The 26,809-nt window shown below is 50.5% G+C and carries 17 protein-coding genes; 6 read left to right on the top strand and 11 right to left on the bottom strand.

Annotated elements, in window-relative coordinates:
* Positions 1 to 65 precede the first annotated feature (65 nt).
* Both DL346_RS01845 and DL346_RS01840 read right to left on the bottom strand, forming a co-directional pair.
* Entirely contained in the window at positions 66 to 803 is a 738-nt protein-coding gene (locus DL346_RS01845) for a glucosamine-6-phosphate deaminase (RefSeq protein WP_165822337.1), read from the bottom strand.
* Between the two features lie 36 nt (positions 804 to 839).
* Complete coding sequence (locus tag DL346_RS01840; RefSeq protein ID WP_240632991.1) at positions 840 to 4,181, bottom strand: DUF5107 domain-containing protein; 3,342 nt, start codon at positions 4,179 to 4,181, stop codon at positions 840 to 842.
* Positions 4,182 to 4,327: 146 nt separating this feature from the next.
* Between DL346_RS01840 and DL346_RS01835 the strand changes: the two genes are divergently transcribed.
* Positions 4,328 to 5,206 (top strand): AraC family transcriptional regulator, encoded by an 879-nt coding sequence (locus tag DL346_RS01835; RefSeq protein ID WP_240632990.1) that lies wholly within the window; start codon positions 4,328 to 4,330, stop codon positions 5,204 to 5,206.
* Positions 5,207 to 5,323: 117 nt separating this feature from the next.
* Here DL346_RS01835 and DL346_RS01830 read toward each other — a convergent pair whose 3' ends face one another.
* The 5 genes from DL346_RS01830 to DL346_RS01810 form a co-directional block, all read right to left on the bottom strand.
* Positions 5,324 to 6,217, bottom strand: coding sequence for a DUF4380 domain-containing protein (locus tag DL346_RS01830; protein WP_165822336.1), 894 nt, complete (start codon positions 6,215 to 6,217; stop codon positions 5,324 to 5,326).
* 118 nt (positions 6,218 to 6,335) lie between these two features.
* Complete coding sequence (locus DL346_RS01825; protein ID WP_112880388.1) at positions 6,336 to 8,459, bottom strand: alpha-galactosidase; 2,124 nt, start codon at positions 8,457 to 8,459, stop codon at positions 6,336 to 6,338.
* A 22-nt stretch (positions 8,460 to 8,481) separates the two neighbouring features.
* Complete coding sequence (locus DL346_RS01820) at positions 8,482 to 10,134, bottom strand: ABC transporter substrate-binding protein (protein ID WP_112880387.1); 1,653 nt, start codon at positions 10,132 to 10,134, stop codon at positions 8,482 to 8,484.
* Between the two features lie 154 nt (positions 10,135 to 10,288).
* The gene (locus DL346_RS01815; RefSeq protein WP_165822335.1) at positions 10,289 to 12,067 is read right to left on the bottom strand and encodes a sensor histidine kinase; all 1,779 of its coding nucleotides are present in this window, start codon (positions 12,065 to 12,067) and stop codon (positions 10,289 to 10,291) included.
* Positions 12,042 to 13,574 (bottom strand): response regulator, encoded by a 1,533-nt coding sequence (locus tag DL346_RS01810; RefSeq protein ID WP_165822334.1) that lies wholly within the window; start codon positions 13,572 to 13,574, stop codon positions 12,042 to 12,044. The genes DL346_RS01815 and DL346_RS01810 overlap by 26 nt, the downstream gene beginning before the upstream one ends.
* Before the next feature lie 173 nt (positions 13,575 to 13,747).
* Here DL346_RS01810 and DL346_RS01805 point away from each other — a divergent pair, with 173 nt between their 5' ends.
* The 4 genes from DL346_RS01805 to DL346_RS01790 all read left to right on the top strand — a co-directional run bounded on the left by DL346_RS01805 (position 13,748) and on the right by DL346_RS01790 (position 21,135).
* Positions 13,748 to 14,722 (top strand): ABC transporter permease, encoded by a 975-nt coding sequence (locus tag DL346_RS01805; protein ID WP_112880384.1) that lies wholly within the window; start codon positions 13,748 to 13,750, stop codon positions 14,720 to 14,722.
* Positions 14,723 to 14,737: 15 nt separating this feature from the next.
* Positions 14,738 to 15,631 carry a carbohydrate ABC transporter permease gene (locus tag DL346_RS01800; RefSeq protein ID WP_112880383.1) on the top strand — a complete coding sequence of 298 codons (894 nt, stop codon included), beginning with the start codon at positions 14,738 to 14,740 and terminating at the stop codon, positions 15,629 to 15,631.
* A gap of 424 nt (positions 15,632 to 16,055) precedes the next feature.
* Positions 16,056 to 19,061, top strand: coding sequence for a carbohydrate-binding protein (locus DL346_RS01795; RefSeq protein ID WP_112880382.1), 3,006 nt, complete (start codon positions 16,056 to 16,058; stop codon positions 19,059 to 19,061).
* Positions 19,062 to 19,077: 16 nt separating this feature from the next.
* Positions 19,078 to 21,135 carry an alpha-galactosidase gene (locus DL346_RS01790; RefSeq protein ID WP_112880381.1) on the top strand — a complete coding sequence of 686 codons (2,058 nt, stop codon included), beginning with the start codon at positions 19,078 to 19,080 and terminating at the stop codon, positions 21,133 to 21,135.
* A 444-nt stretch (positions 21,136 to 21,579) separates the two neighbouring features.
* Here the strand turns inward: DL346_RS01790 and DL346_RS01785 are convergent, their stop codons facing one another.
* Together DL346_RS01785 and DL346_RS01780 are read right to left on the bottom strand one after the other, a co-directional pair.
* Positions 21,580 to 22,446 (bottom strand): phosphotransferase, encoded by an 867-nt coding sequence (locus DL346_RS01785; protein ID WP_112880380.1) that lies wholly within the window; start codon positions 22,444 to 22,446, stop codon positions 21,580 to 21,582.
* Between the two features lie 540 nt (positions 22,447 to 22,986).
* Entirely contained in the window at positions 22,987 to 23,253 is a 267-nt protein-coding gene (locus tag DL346_RS01780) for a 50S ribosomal protein L33 (RefSeq protein ID WP_112880379.1), read from the bottom strand.
* Positions 23,254 to 23,770: 517 nt separating this feature from the next.
* Here DL346_RS01780 and DL346_RS01775 point away from each other — a divergent pair.
* On the top strand, positions 23,771 to 24,553 hold the full coding sequence (locus DL346_RS01775; RefSeq protein WP_112880378.1) for an alpha/beta fold hydrolase: 783 nt from the start codon (positions 23,771 to 23,773) through the stop codon (positions 24,551 to 24,553).
* A gap of 149 nt (positions 24,554 to 24,702) precedes the next feature.
* Here the strand turns inward: DL346_RS01775 and DL346_RS01770 are convergent, their stop codons facing one another.
* Together DL346_RS01770 and DL346_RS01765 are read right to left on the bottom strand one after the other, a co-directional pair.
* A complete protein-coding gene (locus DL346_RS01770) occupies positions 24,703 to 25,530 on the bottom strand; it encodes a copper amine oxidase N-terminal domain-containing protein (protein WP_112881724.1) in 828 nt (275 codons plus the stop codon).
* A 169-nt stretch (positions 25,531 to 25,699) separates the two neighbouring features.
* Entirely contained in the window at positions 25,700 to 26,710 is a 1,011-nt protein-coding gene (locus tag DL346_RS01765) for an aminoglycoside phosphotransferase family protein (protein WP_112881723.1), read from the bottom strand.
* Between the last annotated feature and the right edge of the window lie 99 nt (positions 26,711 to 26,809).

Here is a 26,809-nt window from a genome sequence, read left to right as displayed (position 1 = left end):
TAAAAAAACCGCCCTTTAAAGGGGCGGTTTTTTTAACTTGAAACTCACTTTCGTCAATTGGCTATTTATACTATACCGATACGCTTCGCCGAACCTTCATCCAAGATGACCGTCACATTCGGATGAAGCTGGAGCAGCGATGCGGGAACGCGGGTTGTGATGGGACCGCGAAACGCTGTCGCGACAATATCCGCTTTATTCTCGCCCGCCGCAACGAGCACAATCGAACGCGCCTTCATCACGGCTTCCAGTCCGATCGTAATCGACTGCTTCGGCACCTCTTGCGGCGTCCGGAAGTGACTGGAGCGAGTCAGCTGGTTCTCCTCATCGATATCGGCGACATAGGTGGATGCCGGAATGGAATCCGCCGGCTCGATAAAGGCAATATGGCCGTTTAACCCGAGTCCCATGAGCTGCCAGTCGACATACTGAAGCTCGCGAAGCAACTGCTCGAATCGGCTGCATTCATCAAGCAGATTCTCCGCTGCTCCGTTTGGAATGTGTGATGGTTTGCGTTTCGTCCGTAAATGACGAAATAGATGCTCGTTCATGAACGCTTGAAAGCTCTCCGGATGCTCGGAGTCGATGCCGACCCATTCATCGGGATTGATGAAGGTCGCATGGGCAAAGTCAAGCTCGCCCTCCGCTTCCCTGCGAATCCACTCTTGAAAAATTCCGTATTTGATAGGCGAGGAGCCTGTTGTCATCCCCAATACGGATTCCGGCTTTTGCCTCAGTTGTTCCGCAAGCAAATCGGCGACTCTCGCACCGATCTCGCTGGCAGCGACGATTTCAAATTTCATTCCGTTCACCTCTCCTCTCCTAGATTCCATTTCGTTTCAGACCGAAGCCAGTGCAAGGTGCACTAATGCCCCCTGGTGATTGCGGTCCATCGAAAGCACGAGCTCGAATTGCTCTTTCGCCTCTGCCGCGAGGTTTAACCCCAGCAAGCCCAGTCCCCTCATATACCGGCAATGGATGAGGTTTCGCTTGTTCAGATCCTCGTCAAATACGAGGAAGTCGGGCAGCGATACGGCAAAATAATCGATTTTAACATCGTCGAACAAATGCCTCTCCGCGTAATCGATCAGCGTATTGAAACGCCGCTTCGCTTCCTTGATCTGTCCGAGCTTCAAACATGCGAGACCTTGGTAGAAGATCATGTCGGGCGGCTGATCGTTATAGTACATTGCGCTCGCCGGTTCATCCAACCCCTGTGAAGCGGCCAAGAATGCTTGTTCCGCATCTAGCGCCAACCCGAGACCTTCGTACGCAAGTCCGAGATAATAGTAGATATTGTTTTCTTGCGCGCCGAACAACTTGCCTTCGCCGAGGTTTTCCGGATAAACGAGCGCTTGACCCAGCAAATCTACCGCATTCGAATAGCGGACTTCGGCTAAGCTCTTCTTGGCAAGCTCCACACGGGCGAGCACATACTGCCCGGTTGCCTTGCCTTCTCCGCCTTCCCAAGGGTGGAATTGACGATCGGCAAGCAAGGCGAGTCCTCTCTCGTATTGGCCGACCGTATGAAGCAAGGTGACATATTCAAGATACAAATCATCCCGCGCATGGACCAGTTGGAGATGCTTCTCCAAATGGACAAGACGATCGCTCGGGTTAAGGCCAAGCTTCTTATGCAATTGATCCAGTTCGTAAAAGACGCGGGCATCGCCAGTGTCGCATGCGAATGCCGTCTCAAGAGAGCGCCGCGCCTGCTCCGCATCGCTGCGCTTGTTGTAATACGCCAACGCCAAATTGCGGTGCACGGTCGGGAACGAGTCGTCTATTGCCCTCGATGCTTCCCAATGGGCGATGGCATCGGCATAGCGCTTCTTGTCGTAGAACAGATTGCCGAGGTAGTAATGCGCTTTAGCATCCTCCGGATCCGCTTGAACGGCCGCCGTTAAGACTTCCAGATCGAACAAGCTATTCGGGAAGCAATAATCGGACGATGCTTCGCGCCCCGACTGACGATACTGCGCAGCCTGTACCGGATCGCCTGCTCCGTCAAAGAGATACGCGAGCGTATAGGATACCATCGGGTACGCTTGGTTCGAACCGCCCTTAGCTAAAGGCTCCAGTACGCCGATCGCTTCTTCTGCTAGACCGGCAGCCGCATAATCGGCAGCCAGCGACAAGTGATTGTGAGTATCGCCGCGAGTAAGGGCATGCAAGTCGGCGCGAACCCGGTCGGCGGTTATCGAGTCCCCCATCTCGTCAAGAATCAAGGCGAGCTCGTTATACGCGCCGAAATCCGCGATATCCAGCTTTAACGTTTCCTCCGCAAAAGCTTTTGCTTCCTGAAGGCGATCGGATTTCCTGAGCAATGCGGTCTTCAGGTCGCGGGCCTTATAGTGGCGGGCATTGCGGATGAGCGAACGGTCTGCCAATTCAAGCGCTTCCTCATAGGCACCGTTGCTGCAGGCGATTTGCGCCAGCGTAAAGTACCCGCTGTCCTGCCACGCGGCAGACCAAACCGACTTGTAGAGAGCGGCGAACGCCTCCCGATCCCGTCCTTGCATTTTAAGCGCAACGCCAAGCTGATAATACGCCTCGCTGTCGTACGGGTTCGGATTTCGCCAAGTCAAGCTGCCGATTGCCGCTCGAAAGTGCTTCTCGCTTTCCGCATAAAGCCCTCTCCGCAGAAGAAGCGTTCCATAAGCGACATTGATGCGGATATCGCTTGCATCGCGATTCAGCCCTTCGAGGTAATACGCTTCCGGCTCAAATGTGGCATGGCGGTACTGCTCCAAATGCAAGCCGGCCAAATACAACTGCTCGTTTGTCTTGAGTTCTTTCGGCTCCGGCAAAGGCTTCGCCGCGTCCGGAACTTGCTCGATTTCGGCCTTCTTCGGCTGGTAGCTTACCAGTACTCTTCCGGAAGTATCCTTCACCGTCAAGATCAAGTCATGCTCCTGATCGTCTCCGCGCATAGGAACAATGGACTTAAAAGTGTTGTTCGGCGACAGGTCCACGATTTCCTGCATATAACTTCCGCGTGCGGTACGCAATTCAACAGTGGCCTTCTCAAACCGGGAAGTCGCATACACTTGAACGGCAGCCTTCGCCTCCGACGGATCCACTTCCAGATTTACGGCCGCATCGATGGTCGCGTTTTTGACGACGCCGATATTTTTGTAGGGCATGAAGTATTGCTTGAACGCTTTCTCTTCATACGGCTGGAGCCAACTGAAATCGGGTTGGTTATCGGTATACACGCCGGTCATAAGCTCGATATAAGGTCCATCTTCGTCCGTCAGGTTCCGATCCCATGCTTGCCCGAATTCGCCGTTCCCCCACGTCCACTGCTTCTTCCCTGGAGAAATGTGATGGTTGGCCACGTGCAGCAGTCCCGCTTGAACCGAATGGTCGTAGCCGCCGACGAAGTTGAAATCGGATTTGTACGCCATATAGGAGGTGGGCACGGGGATATTTTTATACCGCGAAATATCGACGCCTTCCGAATAATCCATTTTGTAATAGGTCCCTGTCGCAATCGGAAATCTTGACACGTCTCTCTTGCCGTGATCGAAGACCGCATTGACATCCGGGGGGAATACGGACTGCGTATGGTCGTTTACGACCACGGCCGGATTGGCCCACCATAGAAACGTTTGCGGCTCCGCCGTCCGGTTGTATAGCTGGGCATGAACCTCCAGATAAGCTTTGCCCGGATGCAGCGTAAACCCTGCCGTCACCTTCGTTCCGTACATGCGATCGATCTCGCTGACCCACACGGTAGCGCTTCCATCCTTTTGTTGCTCCAGTCTGTACTCGACAGGTCCGTACGTATTCGGGCGATGGTGCTGCGGCCAGTTAAACTCAATGCCTCCGGAAATCCATGGGCCCGCCAATCCGACCAGAGCCGGTTTGATAACGCGGTTATAGTAGACGAAGTCGTAATGGTTCGTTTTATCCAAGGCTCGATAAATACGTCCGCCGATTTCCGGCATGATCTCGATCCTCACATACTCGTTTTCCAGAATAACGAGCTTATAGGCCTTCAATGTTTTCTCGTCTTCAATTTTATCGATGACCGGATGCGGATAAACGCGGCCGGAGCTGCCCTGATAGACTCGTTTCTCCAAAAACATCGGATTTCGGTCCGGCTTCCCTACGCCGTAGGTCGGAATCTCCACCGTTTCTTCCGCAATTCTAGTGCGCTCAAATGAATCTGCCACTCTATTCACTCCACTTCGCAATTGATGTGTCCCTATCTCTACCTTACCGTCCCATGATCGCGTATACAATTCAAGATCGGCTGTACATGATGGATTATATTCTGTATTATGAAAAGAACATTCTCAAGAGGAAGGCTGAGGCGGTCATGAAGAAGGCAGAGGGATTTGAAGCCGAAAAAATCAATGTGCTTCCGCCGTTTATCCTAAACGAAATGGTCGCTCATCCATTGATCAGACAGCTCTATATAACGGACATCGGGTTCTTCCCGCGGGCGCGGCACCACTACAGAGAACGGCTTTCCGGCTGCGATACGCATATTCTTATCTATTGTTCGAGCGGAGAGGGCTGGATTAAAAAAGGATCCGCAGCCGAATTCCGGCTCACGGAGCAAACCTTGGCCGTTATCCCTGCGAACATGCCGCATGCTTATGGGGCAGACGACAGGAACCCATGGAGCATATACTGGTTTCACTTGAAAGGGGAGCTGGCCGACGCGTTCTTCCGGCACCTGAATCTGGCAACCGCGCCCTTGAAGCTATCCCTAAGCGATTCCGTGAAACTAATCGAGTTATTCGATCAATGCTACGATACGCTGCTGGACAAGCCTTACTCGATCGACCACCTGGTGCATGTTTCGCAGACGATCAGCTATCTTCTAAGCTATGTCGGGATAAGGAAGAGTCAAACCGAGGACGAGAAGGCCGAGCGGTATATCGAGCATGCGGTTCAATACATGACGGAGAGGCTGGAATCCAATCTGTCGCTGGATGATTTGGCCGCCCATGTCAGCCTGTCCAAGCAGCACTTGAATCATGTTTTCAAACAGTCGACCGGTTTTGCGCCGATCGACTATTATTTAAGAATGAAAATGCAGCGCGCCGGACAACTGCTGGATTTATCGGATCGCAGCATAAAAGACATATGCCTCTCGCTAGGCTTTCAAGACCCCTATTATTTTTCGAGGCTGTTCAAGAAGCTGATCGGAATGTCCCCTACGGAATACAGAAATAAGCTGAAGGGCTAGCCGCTTGTTACGGTAACGAAATAGTGCTTATTTGGCGAAATGCGGTCATTTAGGCAGAATCGCGATTTTCGAGAAAATAAGCGCTATTAGGTTCGTTAAGCCGCGCGGTGATGACCGTTAATAAACGGCAAGCTCCCATCGTATCGTAAAAGCGGCGTCCTCGCCCGGGTTTAACGTATATGCGGGACTGTGGACTTCCAGCTCATAATAGGAATATTCGCTAGCATTATACACTTCGACGACCGTGCCATGCGGATACTTGCGATCCGGCTCAACCTGGAATGTTTTCGTTAGCTCATAGGTCTTGCCGTTATCCGCTTCATAGACGGCGGATGCCCGGCCTCCGTCCGTCATGAAGCCTAATTTATACATGAGCCCGTTGTCTACCGGCATCGTCCAGCCATCCGCGGATCGCTGAACAGAGGCGTTCTGCGCGTTGAGTAACGGGATTGAGGCCTCTTCCTTCAGCGCCAGCCCTTGAGGAATATGCACCGTTCCATTGCGATTCAGCATCGTGACTTGCCAGAAACCTTTGGTCACCTGAACGGAAGAGCGATTGATCATCCTCTGCTCAATATCGACATAGCGGACATCTTGTTCGAAAGTTAGAGTCCGTATGAGCTGGATCCCCGTTTCCCGGCAAATCGGACTCGTCAGCGTAAGCCGGAACGTCCGCTCGCCGCGAAGGATCTCGCACGCATACTCGCCGTGATCCAAATCCGCATAAGGCGTTCCGCCCCAGTCGCTTTGGGGCGCGAGCCATGTTTTCTCGCCGCCGTAGAGCAGAATAGGGCTGCTCTTGCGTATCGACTGCATTCCTTCCGAACCGGCAGGTTCGTAATGCGGGCAATGCCCTTCCAGGCTATCGTTCTGGTAGAGCAAATTCACGCCATCCAGACCAAACCCGATGATGCGCCCCCCTATGGCGGGAAGGACCGTCAGTTCATAAAACGCCGTCCGGATCGTAATCGATGGGAAGCCTAGACTATTGCTTTCAATAACTTGGATCATCAGATACATCCGCCTTTTCAATAGATTTCCGGTATGCTTGCTCAGAAGAAAGACGACGGGATGTGGCACCCGCCGTCTTGTTGAAGGATATCATCGTATAGTTCCGCGCGAACGCCTCTTATTCCTCCACAGCCTCTAGTCGAATCATCAAACTATCGAAATCTCCGCGCATAGGGAGCGGAATTCCCGCATTCATAAGCGTGCTTCCATGCAATCGAAGCTCATCTTTACGAATCCCTTTGACCGTATATACGAGATCTCTGGCCAGTCCCTGCAGCTTCAGATAAGGAAGGCGTCCGGCAAACTGCTGCGCATGCAGAAACGCAAGAACCACGCTTTCCGTCTGATCGTCATTGACGTACTGTACGGCAGAGGTCATGGAGTGGCGAAGGGAAGCCAAGCGATATTGCTTGCCTCTCTGCACAAGAGGCCGGATCTCCTTGTACGTCTGAATGTGCTGCGCAGCCTCGTCGATTTCGCTCTCCGTCCATTCCCTCAAATTGCCTCCGATGCCCAAGGAACCGGACATCGCGCTGCGGAAACGGAAAGCCATCGGCACTTTGCGGCCGTTCAGCCCGTTAGGAGAATCCGTTACCCAGCACATCATAATTTGCGGGCAGTACATGTAAGAGAAACCTTCTTGGATGCTGAGCCTGTCGAACGCATCCGTATTATCGCTAGGCCAAGCCTGGTCGGCGTAACGCAGCATGCCGAAGTCGATTCGGGAGCCGCCGCCCGCGCAGGTCTCGAATTCGACATGAGGGAACTTCTCGCGAAGCTCGGACCAAATGTCATACAGACTGCGCACATGACGAATCCAAACTTCTTTCTGCTGCTCGGGCGAGAACCCGTGCATACCCGGTTCCGTGATCGTCCGGTTAAAGTCCCACTTGATGAAATTAATCGGATAAGAACTCAACAAATCCGTCATAAACCGGAGGATATACTGCTTCACTTCCGGCTTCGCGATATTTAACGCAAGCTGATTGCGCAGCTGCGTCCCGGTTCGGGTCGGGAAGCGGTAGACCCAATCCGGATGGTTCCGGTACAAATCGCTGTCCGGATTGACCGATTCCGGTTCAACCCAGATCCCGAAATCCATCCCCAGCTCATGCACTTTCTCAATCAAAGCGCCAAGGCCGTTCGGGAATTTCTCCGGATTGACATACCAGTCGCCAAGTCCGGCACGATCGCTATTGCGCTGACCGAACCAGCCGTCGTCGACAACGAATCGCTCGACGCCCATCTTCGCCGCTCGTTTGGCCAGTTCGATCTGCTCTTCCACATTCACGTCAAAAGCCGTCGCTTCCCACGAGTTATACAGCACTTTACGAAGCGGACTCTTCGGCAAGATGTATTCGCGCTGGTAATCATGGACCAGACGGCTCATCCCTCCGAAGCCGGAAGCGCTATAGCCGCCAACGAATACCGGAGCCGCAAAGGTCTCGCCCGGCTGCAGCGTCCACTGGCTGTCGAAGTCATGAATCCCGCCCGTAACCCGAACATGATTAAAGTTCGTCTTCTCCGCAACGATTTTCCAGTTTCCGCTCCAGCCGAGCGCTCCGAACCAGACGCTTCCCGCGGACTCCGTCGCGATTCCGTTATCGATGGCGAACCATGGATTCGCATGCGAGCCGGTGAAGCCTCTTCGGGATTCGATCACCTTCTTGCCTTCGGAAAGAACCGTATCGCGAAGCTGATACTCGCCCGCCCATCTTCCCGTGACATGGGTCATCCGGTATTGCGGCAGCATCGGAATCGGCCATGCGGCAGACTGGATGTTTTCGATGATGATCGGATCATCGCCGCAATTGACGGCCTCCGCGTGTCGTTCGATTAAGTCTAGTCCCGGAATAACCCGGTAATGAAGCCGAACCTGCAGCGGATAACGGTTATCCTTCCATGTCAGGATGAGACGGTCCTCGCCATCGTTGGCCTCCACATGATAGCCTTCATAGTTCATTTTCAAATCTCTGACGCCATCTGCAAACTGTACCTTCAGGGTAGGCTCAACATAAGAAGCGCCGCCCCAGAAGCTGTATTCTTCATACTCCCGCTCCACTTCGGCATCGAAGGAGCTGTGATGAAAGGCCAGAAGCCGATGGGCGCAATCACGCGCCTCAATCGGCTCCCCCCAATACAGGTGCTGCAGAATCCCTCTGTCATTGAATCCGAACACATAGGACGTTTGTTTGGTCTGAAGTTCATAGATTCGTAGATCGTCGTGTACGGTAATCGGCATTCTTTACACCTCTGTATTTAATTTATTGCCACAATTCTTTACGCTTGTTGTAGTTATCCGTATAGATTTTTTCCAGCTTATCGAGTCCGGCAGCTTCCATTTCTTTCATCATCGTGTCGTACAGCTCCGTAACCGCAGCTTCGTTTGGAGCCATCACCAGACGAGGGAAATACTTCGATTTCGTTTCCGACACCTTCTGCTGCATGATCGCCTCCGGCGTACCGCCGCTTGGACCCAGGTTATCGTAAAGCGCCGTATCGAAAGAGGTATCCGCCAGGTTCTTAATCGCGAGCTTGGAAACTTCGTCCGTTTCGTAACGTCCGATCAAGTCATAAGGCGTACCATCGGAACCCGGTCCGTTCTTGATCGCCCACGTCCATTTCCGAATGCCGCTTTCCGTCGAATAAGCGCCCCAATCCTTCTTGAAGCCTTCCAATACTTCAGGTCTCGGCGTATGCTTGCCGTCCTTCATATCCCAATGCTGTCCTTCAACGCCCCACATGAGCAAGTACTGGCCTTCTTCGCTTGCCAAGTAATCCAAGAACTTAATGGCGCGGACGGCGTCTTTGTTGCTCTTCGAAATGCCGATGCCATCCCAGCCGAGGGAGTTCTTCGGACCGTAAGTCGTTTTCGAAGCATCGACGCCAGGAGCTACGACTTTATACGGATAGAATTGGCTTTCTTCCTTCTTCGACGGGTCTGCCGCCGCTTCTTTCAGGATCGCATTCGGTTTGCCGACGTTCCAGAACGCATCGGCCGTGGAGAAGAACGCGCCGGTGGACAATTTCTGTTCGTACTGCTGCGTCTTGTTCGTCGCCCATTCCTTGTCGATCAGGCCTTGATTGTAAAGCGAGTTCATGAATTTTAGCATCTCTAAGTATTTCGGGTCTTTCATATCGATCTTGAGCTCGCCATTCGTTTCATAATAAGGCATAATGCCGTACATGCCTTTGAACGTATCCATGATCGCGCCCATATTGTCGCCGTTGAACGTCATCGCCGTCGTCGGCTTGCCATTCACTTCAGGGTATTTGTCTTTGAACGCTTTCAGGAGGCCGACGAATTCATCCGCCGTGAACGGTTCTCCGTTCGTCGCTTTGTCGCCCGCGCCCAGCTCCTTCATGACGTCCATGCGCATCAGGAAGCCGAATACGGGATATTGCTCAAGCCCGTACCAGTTGGCTAGATAATAGTTTTTGCCGTCCGCGGAACGCGTCTTGTTCAGCGTGTCGCCGTACATTTCCTTAATGTGCGGCCCGTATTGATCGATCAGATCGTTCAACGGCATGAGCGCGCCTGCCGCAATATACTTGTCAAGCAAATCGCCGCGTCCGATCGCCAGCATATCCGGCAAATCGTTGCTCGCAAGCATGAGGTTCAGCTTCTCCGAAGGATTGCCCGTCGGCTGCTGAATTTCGATCGTTACCCCTGTTTTTTCCGTAATTTTTTTGGCGACCGGATTGTCGAACGCATCGCCGGTGTTTTTATCGAAGAACGTAAACGTGATTGGTGAACTATCTTCGGCTGCTGGAGTATTTCCTTCTTCAGCGTTTGCCCCATTTGCATTGGACGTATTTCCGTTTGTAGACGACGTGTTATTGCTTCCGCAGCCTACAAGCAAAGACATGACTAAAAGCGTCGATGCGAATAACTTCACTTGCCCGTATTTCTTCATTGCAGATCATTTCCCCCTCTAGTTAGTTTGGCAGCGATTTCATACCCCGGGGTCCCCATGCGGCGTAAGAAGCGCTCTGCTTAGCTCTTATTGTAGACATCGCCCCTGCCGCGTTCTATACAACTTTATAATGAAATGTAACGGAAAACATCTTTCATAGATACGTGATGGTTCTCGGAATACGGATTCGTACCGTCGTCCCCATGCCGACTTTGCTGTGAACTTCTACGCCGTACGCGTCCCCGTAGACTAATTTGATCCGTTGATTCACATTATAGATGCCGTATCCCGCCGGCTGGCCGACCTGCTCCGACATGCTCGCTAGGATATGGCGGGGAATGCCCATACCGTCGTCAATCACGCAGAACACGATGTCGTCGCCGTCCGCGTACAGCTTGATGACGATGTTAATGCCTCGTTCGTCGTCCCAGATCGCATGATTGATGCAATTTTCGATGAAAGGCTGCACGATTAATTTCAAGGTGGTATAGCTAAGGAGCGATTCGTCCAGATCGTAATGAACGGTGAACAAGCCCTCGAATCTCGATTTCTGAATGGACAGGTAGTGCTGGGTCAGCTTAATCTCCTGCTCGATCGAAATGCACTTTTTCCCTTTATTCAGAGATATCCGATAAAATCGTGCCAGCTCGTCCGCCATGCCATGGACTTGCATATTGTTGTTTTTGATAGCCAGAGCCGAGATCGATGCCAGCGTATTATAGAGAAAGTGCGGCGAAATTTGAGCCTGAAGGCTGTTCATCTCCGCGTCCTTCTTCGCCGCTTCCTTCTTGTACACGTCATTGATTAAATCCTGGATAGTCGATGCCATCTTATAGAGCGCAAAGGACAGCTGCCCGACTTCATCGTTTCCCATCGGTTTGTTGGATAAGTCGAACGACCCGCGTTCCACTTTGCGTATTTGCTGAAGCAGCCATTCAAAGCGTTTCGTCATAAACTGGCTTGTGCCATAGATCATAATCATGGCCGCAACGATGCAGCCCAGCGAAATAAGCAGCATCTTTCTAGAGGCCTTCTGAGCTTGTCCGATCAGCTCGTCGTAAGGCAGCGTCACGACGGTTCGCCACCCGTTCTTCAGCGGTTTCTGAATGACCAGCATCTTCTCGCGACCGCTCTCGTTGTACATATAGCTTCCGCTGTTCGTTGAGGCAGCCTTCTTAAGCGCGCCGATTTCAGCAATGTTGCGGGCATCGACGTTTTTCATTCCGGACGTAATGATTCCCCCGTCCTCATCGACAACCATGATCGATTTGTTCTTGTTCTCTTTCTCGATCAACGTGTAAATTTCCCGTTCCGTGACTTCCATCGTCAGAATGCCATAGGGGTAGTTCAGACTCAAATAGTTCAAGGAGCGAGCCAGCGTAATGCCTCTGCTCTTCGCATTCGTATCGTCCAGGTAGAAATCCGTAATGTTCCCTTGGGCCTGCAAGGTTTGCTTGACCAGTTTCTCCGGCAATTCATCCATATGTTTAATAAAATAGCCGTCCGACGGAAGCGAACGATTATCCGTATAGAGGGTGATAAACTTCAAGTTCGGGTTCATGGCCAGCATTTTATAGAAGGTCTTATTGATATAATCATAGGCATCCAAATAAGCGAGATAATTTTTCTCGTAACTCGTGATTAAATAATTGCGCAGCTCCGTATCCAGATAAATGAGGGTGGAGATCTGCTTGTACATTTCCAGCTTATTTTCAATATTGTTATTGATTTGATCGATCGTGCTCTCGACATTCACGACCGCCTGGTCGATGATCTGCTTCTTCGTCGTTTGGTTCGAATAAAAGACCAAGAAGGAGATCGGTAAAATCGTAACCACCAAATAAACGAGAAACAGCTTGCTTCTCATCCGCCGGTTAATGATGTTGAAAGTCAGTTTCCGCAGGGAATTATAAAAACTTTTTGCGATATTCATTTGGAGTGACTCCTTGCGTTTTGTAGAAAAACGAGCAGAAGTACGACGTATTGTCATAGCCGACTTTTTTCGCCACGTCGTGGATCTTCAACGTTCGATCGCGAAGCAGCTCCACCGCCCGCGCAAGGCGGACCTTGGTCAAATACTCGTGCACCGTGCAGCCTTTCTTCTCTTTGAACAACACCCTCAAATAATTGGGAGACAGATACACCTTTCCCGCCAAATATTCAATCGTCAGCGCTTCGGCATAATCGCGTTCGATAATCTCTGCAACCTCTTGGACTACGGCGGCATGCGGGTCCTGCTGCTTGTTCGCAAGAAATTGCCTGATCGTCTCTACGAGTTCCGCTATGAAATTTTTGATTTCGTCCAGGGTATCCAGCTTGTCAATCGTCTGATGCCACTCGTTCGCTTCGCCGACTCCGATGTTCGCGCGGTCCTCGTATTTCTGCAATTCCGCATGGATGGCTTGCAAGATTTGCTTGGACACTTGAACCACTTGATCTCTATGGACGCGCAGCCTCTTCAACCTTTCGAAGTAGCTATTCAGCTCATCTATAAATTGCAGCCCCTCTGCCTCAGACAGGCTCGCCTTCTGCAGCAAGGCCTCATTCTCGATCCTTACGTCCACGTCAAACGAATGATGAACCTCCCCAGCGTGAATGATGCGGCCATGCCCGAGATAGAACCGCTCCTCAACCGCCGTTACCGCTTCCATGTACATGTCATGCCCCTTATGAAGCAGCCGGCCTCCATTGCAAATCCCTGCCGTGACCGTGACCGCATGCTCTTCATGCAGCGCATCGGATAGTGAACGCCAAAGGCCGTCATATTCGGCGTCAGCATGCGGGATGATCAGAAGCCACCCTCGTTCATCGTGCAGCTGGATGGCTCCTTTCGAGAGGGCGTATGATTCGAGCACCGTCTGGATAACCGGGGCCCATTGGTTCAGATCGGAAGCTGGCGGCGCAGCGCAAATTAAAGCGATTACAAATTGCCGTTCAACGACTTCCGGAGCGACCTTCGCAAGCTCTGCCCAAGCTTGTTCGCGAATCTCGCCGTCCGGGGCGGTTACCAGCTCTTCCATGTATTTCGCGATCAGCACCTGCTTGGAGCGGCGAAGAAGGTTCACTTTCTCGATTTCCCCCTTCACCTTCGCCATAACGGCAGACAGCTCTTTCCGATCGATGGGCTTAAGCAGGTACCCGACGGCGCCCGCTTCGAGCGCGGACTTCACAAATGTGAATTCGTCATGCCCGCTTAGGAAGACGACCTTCATCCAATCGTAATGGTTCTGAATGAGCGCGGCCAACGCGAGCCCGTCCATGATCGGCATCCTGACATCGGTCAACACGATGTCCGGCTGCAGCAATTGAATTTGTTCCCACGCTTTCTTGCCGTTCTTGGCCGTGCCGACGACTTCAATGCCCATGCTCTTCCAATCTATATAGTTTTTCATTAAGTCCATCTCTATAGCTTCGTCATCGACTAGATAAATGCGCAGCACTTGGCGTCCCCCCATGGTCTAATGATGTTCCCATTATACTACCGGCACATCCCGCAATGTAGCGCGATTCGGAATTAAAGACGTTTTCCCGCACGTTTCATCACATTGTTATATTGAAGGCCGTAATTTTGAGCCCGTATAATTTCAATATTACTATGGAACGAGGTGCACAGATGGAAACGGCCGTACAACCCCTTCGCCAAAAAAGCGTTACCCCAGCCAAAACCAAAACGTTCAAACGCCGGCTGATCGAACAACGATATCTTCTGCTCATGCTGCTGCCAGCGGTAATTTGGGCGCTCCTATTCGCTTATTTGCCGATGGCCGGACTTTATATGGCCTTTGTAAACTACCAGCCGTCGCTGGGCGATTTCTGGAATCAGCTGCTACACAGCGAATTCGTCGGCATGTACTGGTTCGATTACTTCTTCAATAACGGCGATTTCTACATCATCATGCGAAATACGCTTGCGTCGACGCTTCTTACGCTTCTTGTCTCCTTCCCGGCGCCGATCATTATCGCGATCGCCCTCAACGAAGTGAAAAATGCCGTATTTAAGCGTACGGTACAAACCGTATCTTATCTCCCTCATTTCATCTCTTGGGTTATCGCCGCGAATATCATCGTGACGGTTCTCTCATCGGATGGAATCGTGAATAAATTGCTGCTCTGGCTCAATATCACCGATCAGAGCATTCTCTTCCTTCAAGAAGGCAAGTACTTCTGGTGGATCGTCGCCATCGGGAATACATGGAAGGAAATGGGGTATAGCTCGATTATTTACCTCGCCGCGATTTCCTCGATCAATTTGGAGCTCTACGAGGCGGCAAAAGTCGACGGTGCCGGACGCTTCAAGCAAATTCTCTATGTGACGCTTCCGCATCTGAAACCGACGATCGTTATCTTGTTGATTTTATCGCTAGGCGGCGTACTCAACGCGGGATTCGATCAGCATTTCTTGCTCGGAAACGGAATGACCCAGGAATATTCCGACGTCCTATCGACGTATTCCTTCCGGTACGGTCTGCAAAATTCGATGTTCTCCTACGCTTCCGCGGTCGGCTTATTCAATTCCGTCGTCGCGTTCATCATTGTGATTATCGTGAATTTCTCGTCCAAAAAGCTGAACAACCAATCGCTATTCTAAAGTAGGAGGTACACCATGTTAGGGAAAAGCAATCTGTCCGACAAGCTGTTCGATCTCATCAACTATACGCTCCTTTGCCTCATCTTTCTCGTGACCTTCTACCCGTTCTGGAATATTCTCGTCGTATCCTTGAACGACGCTACCGATGCCGTGCGGGGCGGACTGTACTTATGGCCGCGGGATTTTACGTTCGCCAGCTATAAGTCCATCTTTCGTAACTCGGAGCTGCTCGGCTCGATCAACGTGACGGTCCTGAGAACGGTCATCGGTACGCCGTTATCCGTGCTGAGCATTTGTATGATGGCCTACTCGCTCAGTAAGCGCGAGCTGATTGCCTGGCGGTTTTTCACCCTGTTCTTTATTTTTACGATGTACTTCGGGGGCGGGCTAATCCCTACCTACATGATTATCAAGTCATTGGGCTTGATCGATTCCTTCTGGGTTTATATTTTCCCTGGACTTATCGGCGTCTTCTTAATGATTCTGGTGCGAACCTTTATCGAGCAGCTGCCTCCGGAGCTGGAGGAATCCGCTAAGATCGACGGCGCCAACGAGCTGGAAATTTTCGCTCGTCTTATCCTTCCGCTCTGCGTGCCGGTCTTGGCTACGATCGCCCTGTTTATCGGCATCGGCCATTGGAATTCATGGTACGATTCGTATATTTACACGTATAAGCCGGAGCTAAAAACGCTTCAGGCCGTGCTCGTGAAAATATTGAACCAGTTCCAGACCGGTGCCATGGTTTCCGAGGCGGAGCAGCTCGCCAACAGCTCGAAGCGTACGCCGGTGTCCGGCGAAAGCATCCGGATGGCGGTGACGATGGTCGCTACGCTGCCGATCATTATGGTCTATCCGTTTATTCAGCGGTTCTTCGTTAAAGGCATGATGATGGGCGCTATCAAAAGTTAATAGGATCTGCTGGGGGAGAAACCCGCGTTTTATTAAACGCCGGGTTTCTTTCTATTTATTTCGACGAGCCATTCTCTAACGAACCTTATAGCGCTTATTAGCGAGTTTTCTGCCTTGAATCAGTTCTTACGAACCTCAACAGCCTTATTTGCCTATTATCTGCGTGAAAACGAAACAAAATCGTGAAATAGCGTCTCTGAGGATCGTTAGAAATTCAAAACGCTGCCTATCGGGGAAATAAACGTTCTGAGGTTTTTTAGCGTTTTGGCTTCGTTCGGAGGACGTGCTGACTAGCGTTATAACGGCGCAAAAAGTAAGACACTTTCCCATACGAATCATAACATTTTGGCATAGAGAGGCGGACGGGCACCACTTAAACTAAGTAAGAAAGCGCTTAACCCATTATGGAAAAGGAGGAAAATCATTGAGTTTCACAAAAAGCATGAAAGCACTGTCCCTCATGGCCGCCATTCTGCTTACCGGTTTAACGACGACGATGGTAAACGCCGTAGGCGGCGAGCAGCCGGCTCCAGGGGAAATCGTCGCCTCCATTGAAGCGGAGGCCTCTGCCAACACGTTCACCGGAAACGCAGGCGTTCGGGATTGCAATCCGGTCATCGGCTGCTCCGGCGGGAAGAAGGCAGGAGACTTATGGGGTGGCTCCTCCATGCAATTCAATAACGTTGAGTTGCCTGCCGAAGGAGTCTACACGTTAAAGATGCACTATATTTCCGGCGACCCGCGCCCAATCACGGTTACGGTGAACAATGGAGAGGCAGAGACCTACTCCCCGCCTAAGACGGCGAATTGGGACACCCTCGGTGCCTTCGAGTTCGAAGTGCTGCTGAAGCAAGGCAGCAATACGATCAAATTCGACGACAACGGAGGCTGGGCACCGGACGTGGATAAGATTGAGCTAATCGTCACTGGAGATCCAGGCGATGGCGGCGAAATCATCTCATCGATCGAAGCGGAGGCGCCTGCCAACACGTTCACCGGAAACGCGGGCGTTCGTGACTGCAATCCCGTCATCGGATGCTCCGGCGGCAAGAAGGCAGGCGACTTATGGGGCGGCTCCTCGGTGCAATTCAACAACGTTGAGGTACCTTCGGCAGGAACCTACACGTTGAAAATGTTTTATATTTCCGGCGACCCCCGCCCGATCACCGTTACGGTGAACGGCGGAGAAGCGGAACCGTTATCGCCGCCTAAGACGGCGAATTGGGACACCCTCGGCGCTTTCGAGTTTGAAGTGCTGCTGAAGCAAGGCGCCAATACGATCAAGTTCGACGACAACGGAGGGTGGTCTCCGGACATCGATAAGATCGAGCTTATCTCAGCTGATCCTTCAACAGGGGAACCCGACAATGACGGCGACATCGGCGACATCGGCGGCCAAGTGAGCTCGTCCAAGTACGGCTCCGCAGTCGTAACCGAGCATCAGAAGGGCGTATCGATCTCGAACGGTGTCTATACGATCACCTATAATACGGAATCCGGGCTGTCGGCTTATGCTTGGAACGGCAAAACGGTTGCCACAGGCGTGTACAGCAGCGTTCAGCTGGATGAGACGTTAACCAGCAAGCAATATGCGGAGCATTTATTCTCGATGAATGGCGTCAAAAAGATCCACGATGCTCATGGAAAAGGCATCGAAATCACCATTGAAAACAAACAGGCCGGTCTGCCGACGATGTCGCAGATTTATCGGGTCTATGACGGCAAAACTTATTTCTTAGTCAGTCAGCAGTTGTCCGGCAGCACGGAGCTCAGCACGAACGATATGGCCCCTATCGTCATCCAATCACGCGGCGGCGTAGATATCGGCAGCTACTCGGATAACCGGGTACTCATCACGCCATACGATAATGACAGCTGGTCCCGCTATCAAGCCCGTACGATCAATACGTTTCTCAACAGCAATAACTATATCAGCTCCGAATTAACGGCGATCTACGATAACGACAGCCGAAACGGGCTCGTCATCGGTTCCGTTACGCACGACACCTGGAAAACGGGCGTTTATTGGAGCGGATCCCATGACCGGCTGAACAAATTGAAGGTATACGGCGGCTTTACGTCTCCTACATCGACGCATGACACCCTTCCGCATGGGAAAATCTCGGGCAAGACGTTAACGTCGCCGCAGATTTTCGTCGGGTACTATACGGATTATCGTGACGGCCTCGAAGGTTTCGGACAAGCGAACGCGGAAGTCGCTCCGCCGCTTGATTTCGAGCACGGCGTCCCGAAAGGCGTACCCGTCGGCTGGAACAGCTGGGGAGCCTACGACAGCCATCTAAGCTATGAGAAGGTCGTTGATGTGTCCAACTTCTTCAAGGAACACATCCAGAACGCTTCCTTTAACAACAAAGGGAACATCTATATCAACCTCGATTCCTATTGGGACAATATGACGTCGCAGCAGTTGAAGGACGTGGCTGCGCTGATTAAGAAGAACGGGCAAAAGCCGGGAATCTACTATAGCCCGTTCGTCTATTGGGGCAACAATATGAGCCAGCCGGTTGAAGGCACGAACGGCCAATACACGTACGGCGATCTTGTGCTTAAGGACGAGAATGGCAACATTTTGCCTACAGTGGATGGCGCGTATGCGATCGATCCTACCCATCCGGCAGCAAAGCAGCGGATCGACTATTATTTTCAGCAATTTAAGGATTACGGCTTCGAATACATCAAGATCGACTTCCTAAGCCATGGTTCATTCGAAGGCAAGCATTATGACAGCAGCGTGCAGACCGGCATTCAGGCTTATAACCAAGGGATGGCCTACGTCAATAAAGCGTTGGAAGGAAAAATGTTCATCAGCGCCTCGATCGCCCCGATCTTCCCGAGCCAGTATGCTCACGCAAGACGGATTTCGTGCGATGTCGACGGAACGCTGGGGCAAACCGAATACCAGCTTAGCAATTTAACCTATGGCTGGTGGCAGAACGGAACCATCTACCGGTTTACGGATCCCGATTATATGGCCTTGGTCAAGGGAGGCTCATTGGCAGCAGCGCAGACGCGAGTCAATGCCGCCGCGATTTCCGGAACCGTCTATTTGAACTCCGATGACGTGAACAATCCGGTTGCGCAAGAGTACATGAAAACGCTGTTGACGAACCCTCGCGTCAACGCGGTCGCTCTGATAGGCAAAGCCTTTACACCTGTCGAAGGCAATACCGGAACGAATGCCGCGGATCAATTTGTACTGAAAGATAAGCAAGACTTCTATTTGGCCGTGTTCAACTATACGCAGGAAAACGTCGTCAAAACGATTGACTTGGCGCGCGCCGGCATCCCAAGCGATTCGAAGCTGACCGTAACCGATCTCTGGACCAATGCATCTCGCGAGATGAATGGGCCATTCACGGTAAGCCTTTGCGCCGCTCAATCGATGCTGTACAAGATTACCGTGAAGTAGAAACGGAGTGATTTCTATGCAACATCAGGCTATACGCATCGATTCGGATGCCAATCGGATTACCGTGGATAACGGGCTTCTGCGCATCGAATCCAATCTGCAGACGGGGCTGCTGTCCTTTCAGTGGAAGGATGGCAGCGCTCTTCGGGATCTCTTCAGTGAGGTGACCGTCGGCTCTCAACGTCTGCGGACGACCTTCTATAGCGGCCATCAGATCCAAACGGGGTCCATCCAGTCCATAGAGGATAGGTATGGCAAAGGGGTATGCTGGTGTGTGGAGCATGCAATGCCCAATCAACCGATCCTGCGCCAGCACTTCTGGTGTTACGAGGGTCTCCCCTATGGCTTCGTAGAGCTTCAAGCCGAGCAGGAAACGGAATGGGAAACGAATGAAATGACTCCGCTCTCCGCTTTGCGCAATGACGGCTCATGCTTGGAATTCGGGCAGCGTCACGGCGGCGATGCGCGCGTTCTGTTCGTCCCATTCGATAACGACAAATGGGTGCGCTACGGCTCCTTCCCCATTCCGTGCTCCGTGGAAAGCTGCGAAGCTACGGCAATCTATTGCGCGGAGAGTCGGCATGGCTTCGTTTTAGGTTCCGTGACTCATGATTTCTGGAAAACCGGCCTCCAGGTCGAAGGCACGTTTGCGGGCGAGGTGTCCCGGCTGCGCGTATTCGGAGGCCTGTCCAGCCTGCAGACGCGGGATACGCTGCCTCATGGTTCCGCACATGGGAAGCTAAACGTTTCGCCGCGCATCTTTGTCGGCTCTTTCGAGGATTACCGGGACGGCTTGGAGGCATATGGCCGCGCAAACGCCGCGGTTACCCCTATGCTGCCATGGGACGGGGGCGTTCCGTTCGGGTGGAACAGTTGGTCTGCCGTCATGAGCAAATTGGATTTTGACGTCTATGTGCATACGTCGGATTTTATCAAACAAGAACTTCAAGCCGGCGATGACGGCTTCACGAATCAAGGCGCCGTTTACGTCAATTTCGACTCATTCTGGACGAATCTGACGCCTGAGGAATTGCGCGAAGCGGTGCGCCGCGTCAAGGCGAACGGCCATAGGCCGGGCATCTATTTCTCGCCATTCGCCTATTGGGGCAAAGATCCCGAGAGGCCGCTCGAAGGCTCCGAGGATCGATACCTCTATCGTGACATTCTCCTCAAGGATGCAGCAGGAAATCTCTTGCCCACGCTCGATGGCGCTTATGCCATTGATCTCAGTCATCCGGCGGCATTGGAACGAATAAGACGCCAGCTGGACAACTTCGTGGAGCTGGGCTTTGAGTATGTCAAAGCGGACTTCCTCTCTCACGGAGCGCTTGAAGGTCGCCATTACGACCCGGAAGTACGGACCGGAATCGAAGCCTACAACCGAGGGATGGCCGTCATTCGGGACACGTTGGCGCCGGAGCGCATAGGCAGGCCGTTCTTCATCAATCTGTCCATCGCCCCGCTGTTCCCTCACGGTTATGCGCACAGCCGCCGCATTTCCTGCGACGTGTTCGGCACCGTCGGCGATACGGAATATATGCTGAATGCCTTGACCTACGGCTGGTGGATCAACGGCACGCTGTATCGGTATAACGATCCGGATCATACCGTGCTGTATAAAAGCGCCAACCAACGCTCAACCTCCGAGCATGAAGGCCGGGGCCGGCTGACGGCTTCCGTCATTGCCGGGACCTCGCTCTTACTGGGCGATGACTTCCGCATGAAAGAAGCGGCTGAGCGAGCCCGTGCTTGGATGACCCATCCGGATATATTGGCTTTGGCGCGCAAAGGAATTACCTTCCGGCCAGTGGAAGGCTCTAGCGGCAGTAAGGCGGAGGACATCTTCGTGCTTTCCGATGCGGGCGAAAGCTGGGTAGCCGTATTCAATTACGACTCGGATCTTGAGGCGCATAAGCGGCTTATGCTAGAGAGGTTAGGCATTCCGAATCGCAAGCCGCTCCGTATCACTGATGTATGGGATGGATCAGAGCTGCAGGTTCAACCTGATGCGGAATCCATAGATGTCCACTTAAGCCCGTCCGAGGCTAAGCTTTTACGAATAGGCGCTCTCTAGACTTAAATCAAAAGGCGGCGAACGATGTTCATTCCATCGTTCGAAGGTTAAATATCTGGGTGATTTCGCCCAATGGGATGGTTATGTTTATTTACTGAAAAAAGGTTTATACACCTGGAGAGTTGTACAGTAATTCTTTAAATATTCAAGCAAAAAGCTCCCTGTGAAGGGAGCTTTTGCTTTGAATGAAAAACGGCCGCCAATCGGCAGCCGTCTTTCATCACATTATTCCATAGTCGTATAATTCTCAATTTGCGCTTTGACTTCATCCATGATTTTGTTGATCCCGGCTATCTCGAGCTGGCTTCTGTAGTTCGCCACGTTCCAGTTCAGCGATAATGGCCAACTTTTCAGCTGCACTGTATTGTACTTTTGACATGAGAAATGCTCCCCTCATAGCAGCAGGTTTTTATTATTTCACCTGTCTACTATTTGGAGAGCATATCACTCCGGCATCCTTTTTGGCAGGCAGTTCAAGGTGTCAACGAATTTGACGATTTCCGTATCATACGCTTCTGCGCCTGGAGGGAACCAGTACAGCGCGCATTGAGTGAACCAAGCTATATTCAGAATGTACAGCAAGCTCATGACCCCTGTGGCGACATATGGCTTGGCGTCTATCCCCAATGATACCAGCAGGTTAGCCCGATTAAGCTCGATTGGCCCATATACGGGTCGCTGCCAGTCAATGACCTTCGTTCCTTCTGGATGCATGATGATGTTGCCGCCGTTCAAATCCCCATGTACTAGGCCGCTCCTGGATTGGATCGCAGATACAACCGAGGAATCATTGCAATAAGAGGCTATTGTTTGGATGCCGTCATGATCGGTCTTTTGGAAAGTTCCACGCCGAACTAAGGTTTCAAGGTCTCTTACTAGAGCGCCGGTAAAACGTCCCCAGTCCGGTAGGCTTCCTATCTTATAGAAATATGGGAGATCACCTTCAATTTGAGAGATTTGATTCGTCATATCATCAATGAAACGCAATGCTTCATCCGTATCCATCGTAATGTCGGATAAGAAAGGGGCATCGATATGTTCTAACAGTAAGGCATCCGGAGTGTCGTTTTGCTCTATAACTCTAGAACTTACTAATAGAGGAGAACTTGCTTTGTTATAAAATTGCGCTTCAATGGAAGGTTCAGCCTGTACTTTAAAAATGATCGTCGAGGCATCGCTCATGCGAATGCGTTGCACACAGGAGAGAGGCCATTCATGAAGGGTTGCCCTTTCTGCAACGGAAGCCCCTAATATGGATGCAAGCTCTTCGTCATCGTGCAGATATAAATGGAAGAATGAATGTTTGTACATACAAGCACCTCTCAAGTTCGGGGTTCAACCCAAATTAAATCAGAATTGTCACAATATTCGACAGACATCTCCAACCACCCCATATAAAATGTTACACATACACTGTAAGGAGGAATACCTATGCCTAATTATTACTTCAAGGAAATATGGACGCCTCTAAAATTAGTAGGGATCAAGTTCTTTCAAGATGATGAAAGACGTTTATGGATTAAGCTTTGGTCAAAGCATCGACAGCTGTTGAAATGATTGCCATACATATGAAAGCATTCGCGAAGTGATAACACTATCCTCCCATCGACATGGAGGAAAAAGCTGCGAGAATCGAATTAGATAACTTAATAATTGAGCAAGCAAGTCGAGCTTAGGAAAAAGCAACAGAAGTGAGTAATTTACATAGTCTTCGTACGTTAAAATATGATTAAATCCAAACAGGCTGCCGTTTAGATCGGCAGCCTGTTGTCATTGAGCTGTTGTACCTAGTTTAATGGTTTTGATGCAGTGAAAAACTCATTTTCATTTTCATTTTCCTCGTCTCATGCGTTAAAAGAAAAAGTCTCCGTCAAAACCGCCAAACCCGCCAAATCCGCCAAACCCAGAAAACAGGCCAATTGCGAGTAAATCAAATAGTAACAATGGAATAAGAAATTTCGATTTTACTGTTTTCCCTTTTTCCTGTGTAACCTGTGTAAGAATCACGCGATTACCCTGAATTTGCGTCACTGTTCCTGTAACGATGGATCCATCCTTCTTGACAGCATAGATCTTCTTGCCGTAATATTTCGAAATCTGTTTTTGGCTGACAGCCATACGTTATTCCTCCTTCTCAACTGCCTTACTAGTACTACTCTATTAATCTATTCAAACGCGTTTGAGAAGGACTGGGATTTTGATAGAATTGGTTCTTACCTAATTGTTAAGCCGATTCGAAAACAGGAAAATAGCGAAATAACGAATCAAAAAACCAGCCTCCACCAATTGCTCTATGTTCTGCGTGGCGTCATAGCACACAAACAGCGGGACCCGATTTAGGGTCCCGCTGCTGCTTTAATACGGACTTCCGCTGGTTAGCATGTTAGAAGAAACTATTCTATGTCATTTCGGGGCTGTTGCTTAATCGGCGTATATAAGAATTGATTATCCGAGAATCTTGACGTAGATCAATAATATCTGGTTATTCCATTAGTCGAAATTTCGCGAAACATGATATTCGAGCAGTTTTGAAATATATTAGCCCAGGACACCGGAAATCGACCATGGGCAATCACCTATGCCTCATCTGTGAGTATATTAGTAGAAGTACGTTATCGGATTCGGAGGGATCGGCGTGGGAAGCTTTGTAACGGTGGAACCTGGCATTAAAATATTCGTGGAGGATATTAATCCGGCGGGCAGGAAAACGATCTTTTTCATTCATGGCTGGCCGCTTAACCACAATCAGTTCGAATATCAGTATGATGTGCTTCCGGCGATGGGCTTCCGCTGCGTCAGCATTGACTGGCGGGGCTATGGCAACTCGGATAAGCCGTTCAAGGGCTATGACTTTGATCGTTTGGCGGACGATATACGAATCGTCGCGGGCGCGCTGCAACTGAAGGACTTTACACTGGCAGGGCACTCGACCGGCGGGGCGATTGCGATCCGGTACATGGCGCGGCACCAAGGCTATGGCGTAAACAAACTTGTGTTGATCGATGCGGCGGCGCCGTCCAGCGTGGACAAACAGACGGCGAACGATTTTATTGCCGCCACCTTGAACGACCGCCCCAACATGCTGCAGAGCGTGACTAACTTGTTCTTCTTCCAGCTTATCACAGGGCCGTTCGCCAATTGGTTTATGCAGATGAGCCTGCAGGCAGCCGGCTATGCCACTGCGGCGATCATGGCCACGCTGCGGGACGAAAACGTGTATTCGGATCTTCAGAAAATCGCCGTACCTACACTAATTGTTCACGGCATACACGACAAAATCGTCCCTTTCGCCAAAGGACAGGAAACGCACAAACTGATCAAGGGCTCGCAGTTCGTCCCATTCCAATACAGCGGCCATGGCCCGTTCTGGGAAGAACGCGTGCGGTTTAACCAGCTGTTGATGCAATTCGTTGGTTGATATGGGAGTATGAAGGCTGTATGAATTTAGATAACACAACCCCTTCCAATCTGTTTGGAGGGGTTATTCTTACTTGGCACAAACATAAAGGAGCCATTTCCATTCTTCATCAAAATTGCCCGTTATCTTAATAAGAAAAAAATGTTGCCTTATGGATTTGTATCACTGATCGTCGTCAGAAAACCGTTCTGTCCGGCAGTATCAATGAACTGATAAATCGATTGAACTGCTGAATAGGTAAATAAATACCATTGTTTTTCAGTCCCATCATATAACATAACATCGGGATCGCCCTCGGAATGAGATAAAGTGTAGAGATCAAATTGTTTAATGCTGTTCCCTTTTTGATCCAAAAAATTAAATTGTCCACCCTTGTAATAACCCCCCGGCGTAAGCTCATGAACACTCGATGTGTACTCAGCAGGGGCATCCACCTTACTTCCTTTGTTGTCTGCAAAAATATGATAAATCGCTTCATTATAGGCACTCCCATTAATTTGTTTTACTATGCTGCCCATTGTATAGTAAACTTCGTGTTGCAATGCTTTCACTTTCACGCCGTCTAGAACAAATGGGGCAGGTTCAACAGATACTGTCGAATTTCTGAATTCGACGCTAGAGTTAAACGTTTCTGCAATAAAGCGAAGCGGAACCATGATCCGATTATTTTTGATATATGGCGTTGCATCGAGTAGCACGGGTTTACCATTTTTCACCGCTGAATTGCTCTTCAATTTTAAGATTACATGCCTATCGCTTTTTGTGATCGTAACTTCCGAACCCTCCCAGTTGACCTTGGCTCCCAAATTTTCACTGATAAAACGCAAAGGCACCATCGTTCGATTGTTCTTCATTTCGGGCTTCACATCGGAGGCAATAGTAACACCTTCAACTTTTATTTGCATGCCTGCCGCGTATGCAGGTGAAGAGATAGATAAAATTAATGCAGCGAAAATTCCTGTGAGAACCTTTTTCATAATATTTTTTCCTTTCTTAGCATATTTTAGCGCACTAAAGCTATAGACGAGAACTATGAAGTAATGTTGCGAAAAACATCCATACATCTCTTGTACTGCACCATAAAGCATGAAAACAAAAAAAAGATCAGGTTGCAGCTGCGACCTGATCCGTTGTATTATAGCTCCCCTATGCAAGGCCAGTCTTCATTTCATAGATTTTTTGGAGCGTATGAATAGGCTTAGTCTTCTCATTATCTTCCTCTGTGTGGAGATACCACTCCACAAGCCTGTACCCGAAGACGAGAAGGATCAACTCGTAGACGCAATGATCAGCGATAGGAGATACATCCGCGTACTCCGAAAAGCCTTTGTAATACGCGGGAACACATCGCTGATAGTATTCGACCATGTGATCGATATCCGCTTCATCTGCAATCAGGCTTGCGAGATCCTCGCCCAAGTAGCCCCATCCGGATGTATCCCAGTCGATGATCACGATTTTCCGATCGGCATAGATCAGGTTGGTCATCCAGAAGTCCCGGTGGCATAGCACGAGAGGCAATTTTTCTATTCGGTCAAGTATCTCGTCTGCGTGCTCATCGATGTCGATAAGCATTTGCCGCACGTACTGCGGGAAATCACAATCCTCCGAGCGTATATAATCGTAGACGACCGACCATGACCTGTAATGCAGATACTTATTCTTCATGAAATCCGCATGGCTCAGGTTGGTCAAACTCTGCAGCACTGCGGGCTGCTCCGCGTACAGCTTGCCTTGAAAGCGTCCTAACTCCAGCGCAGCCTGTTCATACATATCAATGGTCAAGTCTATTCCGGTTACGCCATCGATATATTCCAGCCACAGCTGGATTTCATTTTCTTCGGCATTGATCTCGGCATGATAACATGTCGGCCAGCGGAAAGCATCCGAGAACGTTACTCCAAAGTCAGACGCATAGAGATCATACTCCCGTCGCCATGAACCCGGATCGCCATAACGCTCCCATTTCTTCTGGTTTTTCAGTACGATACGGTACGGCAATTTTTCACCATCTGCGGTTTCGGCGATCCCAGTTACCTTGTACACATTTCCCACAGTCCCGCCCTGCAATGGAATGGCTTGGAAGTCGGCAGATATGATATCCTTATTGAACTGGCGGCTTAATGTAAAGATCAGAGTTTCTAAATTAATATTTATTTTCTTCCAACCTCCGTTCGTCAGCTCATTATAATATTTCATAATTAGACTATCATACTTATTTCTCAGTGGTTGAGTAAAAATGATTTTAATATAACT

The organism is Paenibacillus montanisoli (assembly GCF_003268025.1).
Taxonomy (GTDB): Bacteria; Bacillota; Bacilli; order Paenibacillales; family Paenibacillaceae; genus Paenibacillus_Z; species Paenibacillus_Z montanisoli.
This window is presented reverse-complemented; position numbering and strand designations above follow the sequence as displayed.

Bases quoted from the DNA above. Each gene is read 5' to 3' on its own strand.
- DL346_RS01845 (WP_165822337.1), bottom strand. From the start codon at position 803: ATGAAATTTGAAATCGTCGCTGCCAGCGAGATCGGTGCGAGAGTCGCC.
- DL346_RS01835 (WP_240632990.1), top strand. From the start codon at position 4,328: ATGAAGAAGGCAGAGGGATTTGAAGCCGAAAAAATCAATGTGCTTCCG.
- DL346_RS01830 (WP_165822336.1), bottom strand. From the start codon at position 6,217: ATGATCCAAGTTATTGAAAGCAATAGTCTAGGCTTCCCATCGATTACG.
- DL346_RS01825 (WP_112880388.1), bottom strand. From the start codon at position 8,459: ATGCCGATTACCGTACACGACGATCTACGAATCTATGAACTTCAGACC.
- DL346_RS01820 (WP_112880387.1), bottom strand. From the start codon at position 10,134: ATGAAGAAATACGGGCAAGTGAAGTTATTCGCATCGACGCTTTTAGTC.
- DL346_RS01815 (WP_165822335.1), bottom strand. From the start codon at position 12,067: ATGAATATCGCAAAAAGTTTTTATAATTCCCTGCGGAAACTGACTTTC.
- DL346_RS01805 (WP_112880384.1), top strand. From the start codon at position 13,748: ATGGAAACGGCCGTACAACCCCTTCGCCAAAAAAGCGTTACCCCAGCC.
- DL346_RS01800 (WP_112880383.1), top strand. From the start codon at position 14,738: ATGTTAGGGAAAAGCAATCTGTCCGACAAGCTGTTCGATCTCATCAAC.
- DL346_RS01790 (WP_112880381.1), top strand. From the start codon at position 19,078: ATGCAACATCAGGCTATACGCATCGATTCGGATGCCAATCGGATTACC.
- DL346_RS01785 (WP_112880380.1), bottom strand. From the start codon at position 22,446: ATGTACAAACATTCATTCTTCCATTTATATCTGCACGATGACGAAGAG.
- DL346_RS01780 (WP_112880379.1), bottom strand. From the start codon at position 23,253: ATGGCTGTCAGCCAAAAACAGATTTCGAAATATTACGGCAAGAAGATC.
- DL346_RS01770 (WP_112881724.1), bottom strand. From the start codon at position 25,530: ATGAAAAAGGTTCTCACAGGAATTTTCGCTGCATTAATTTTATCTATC.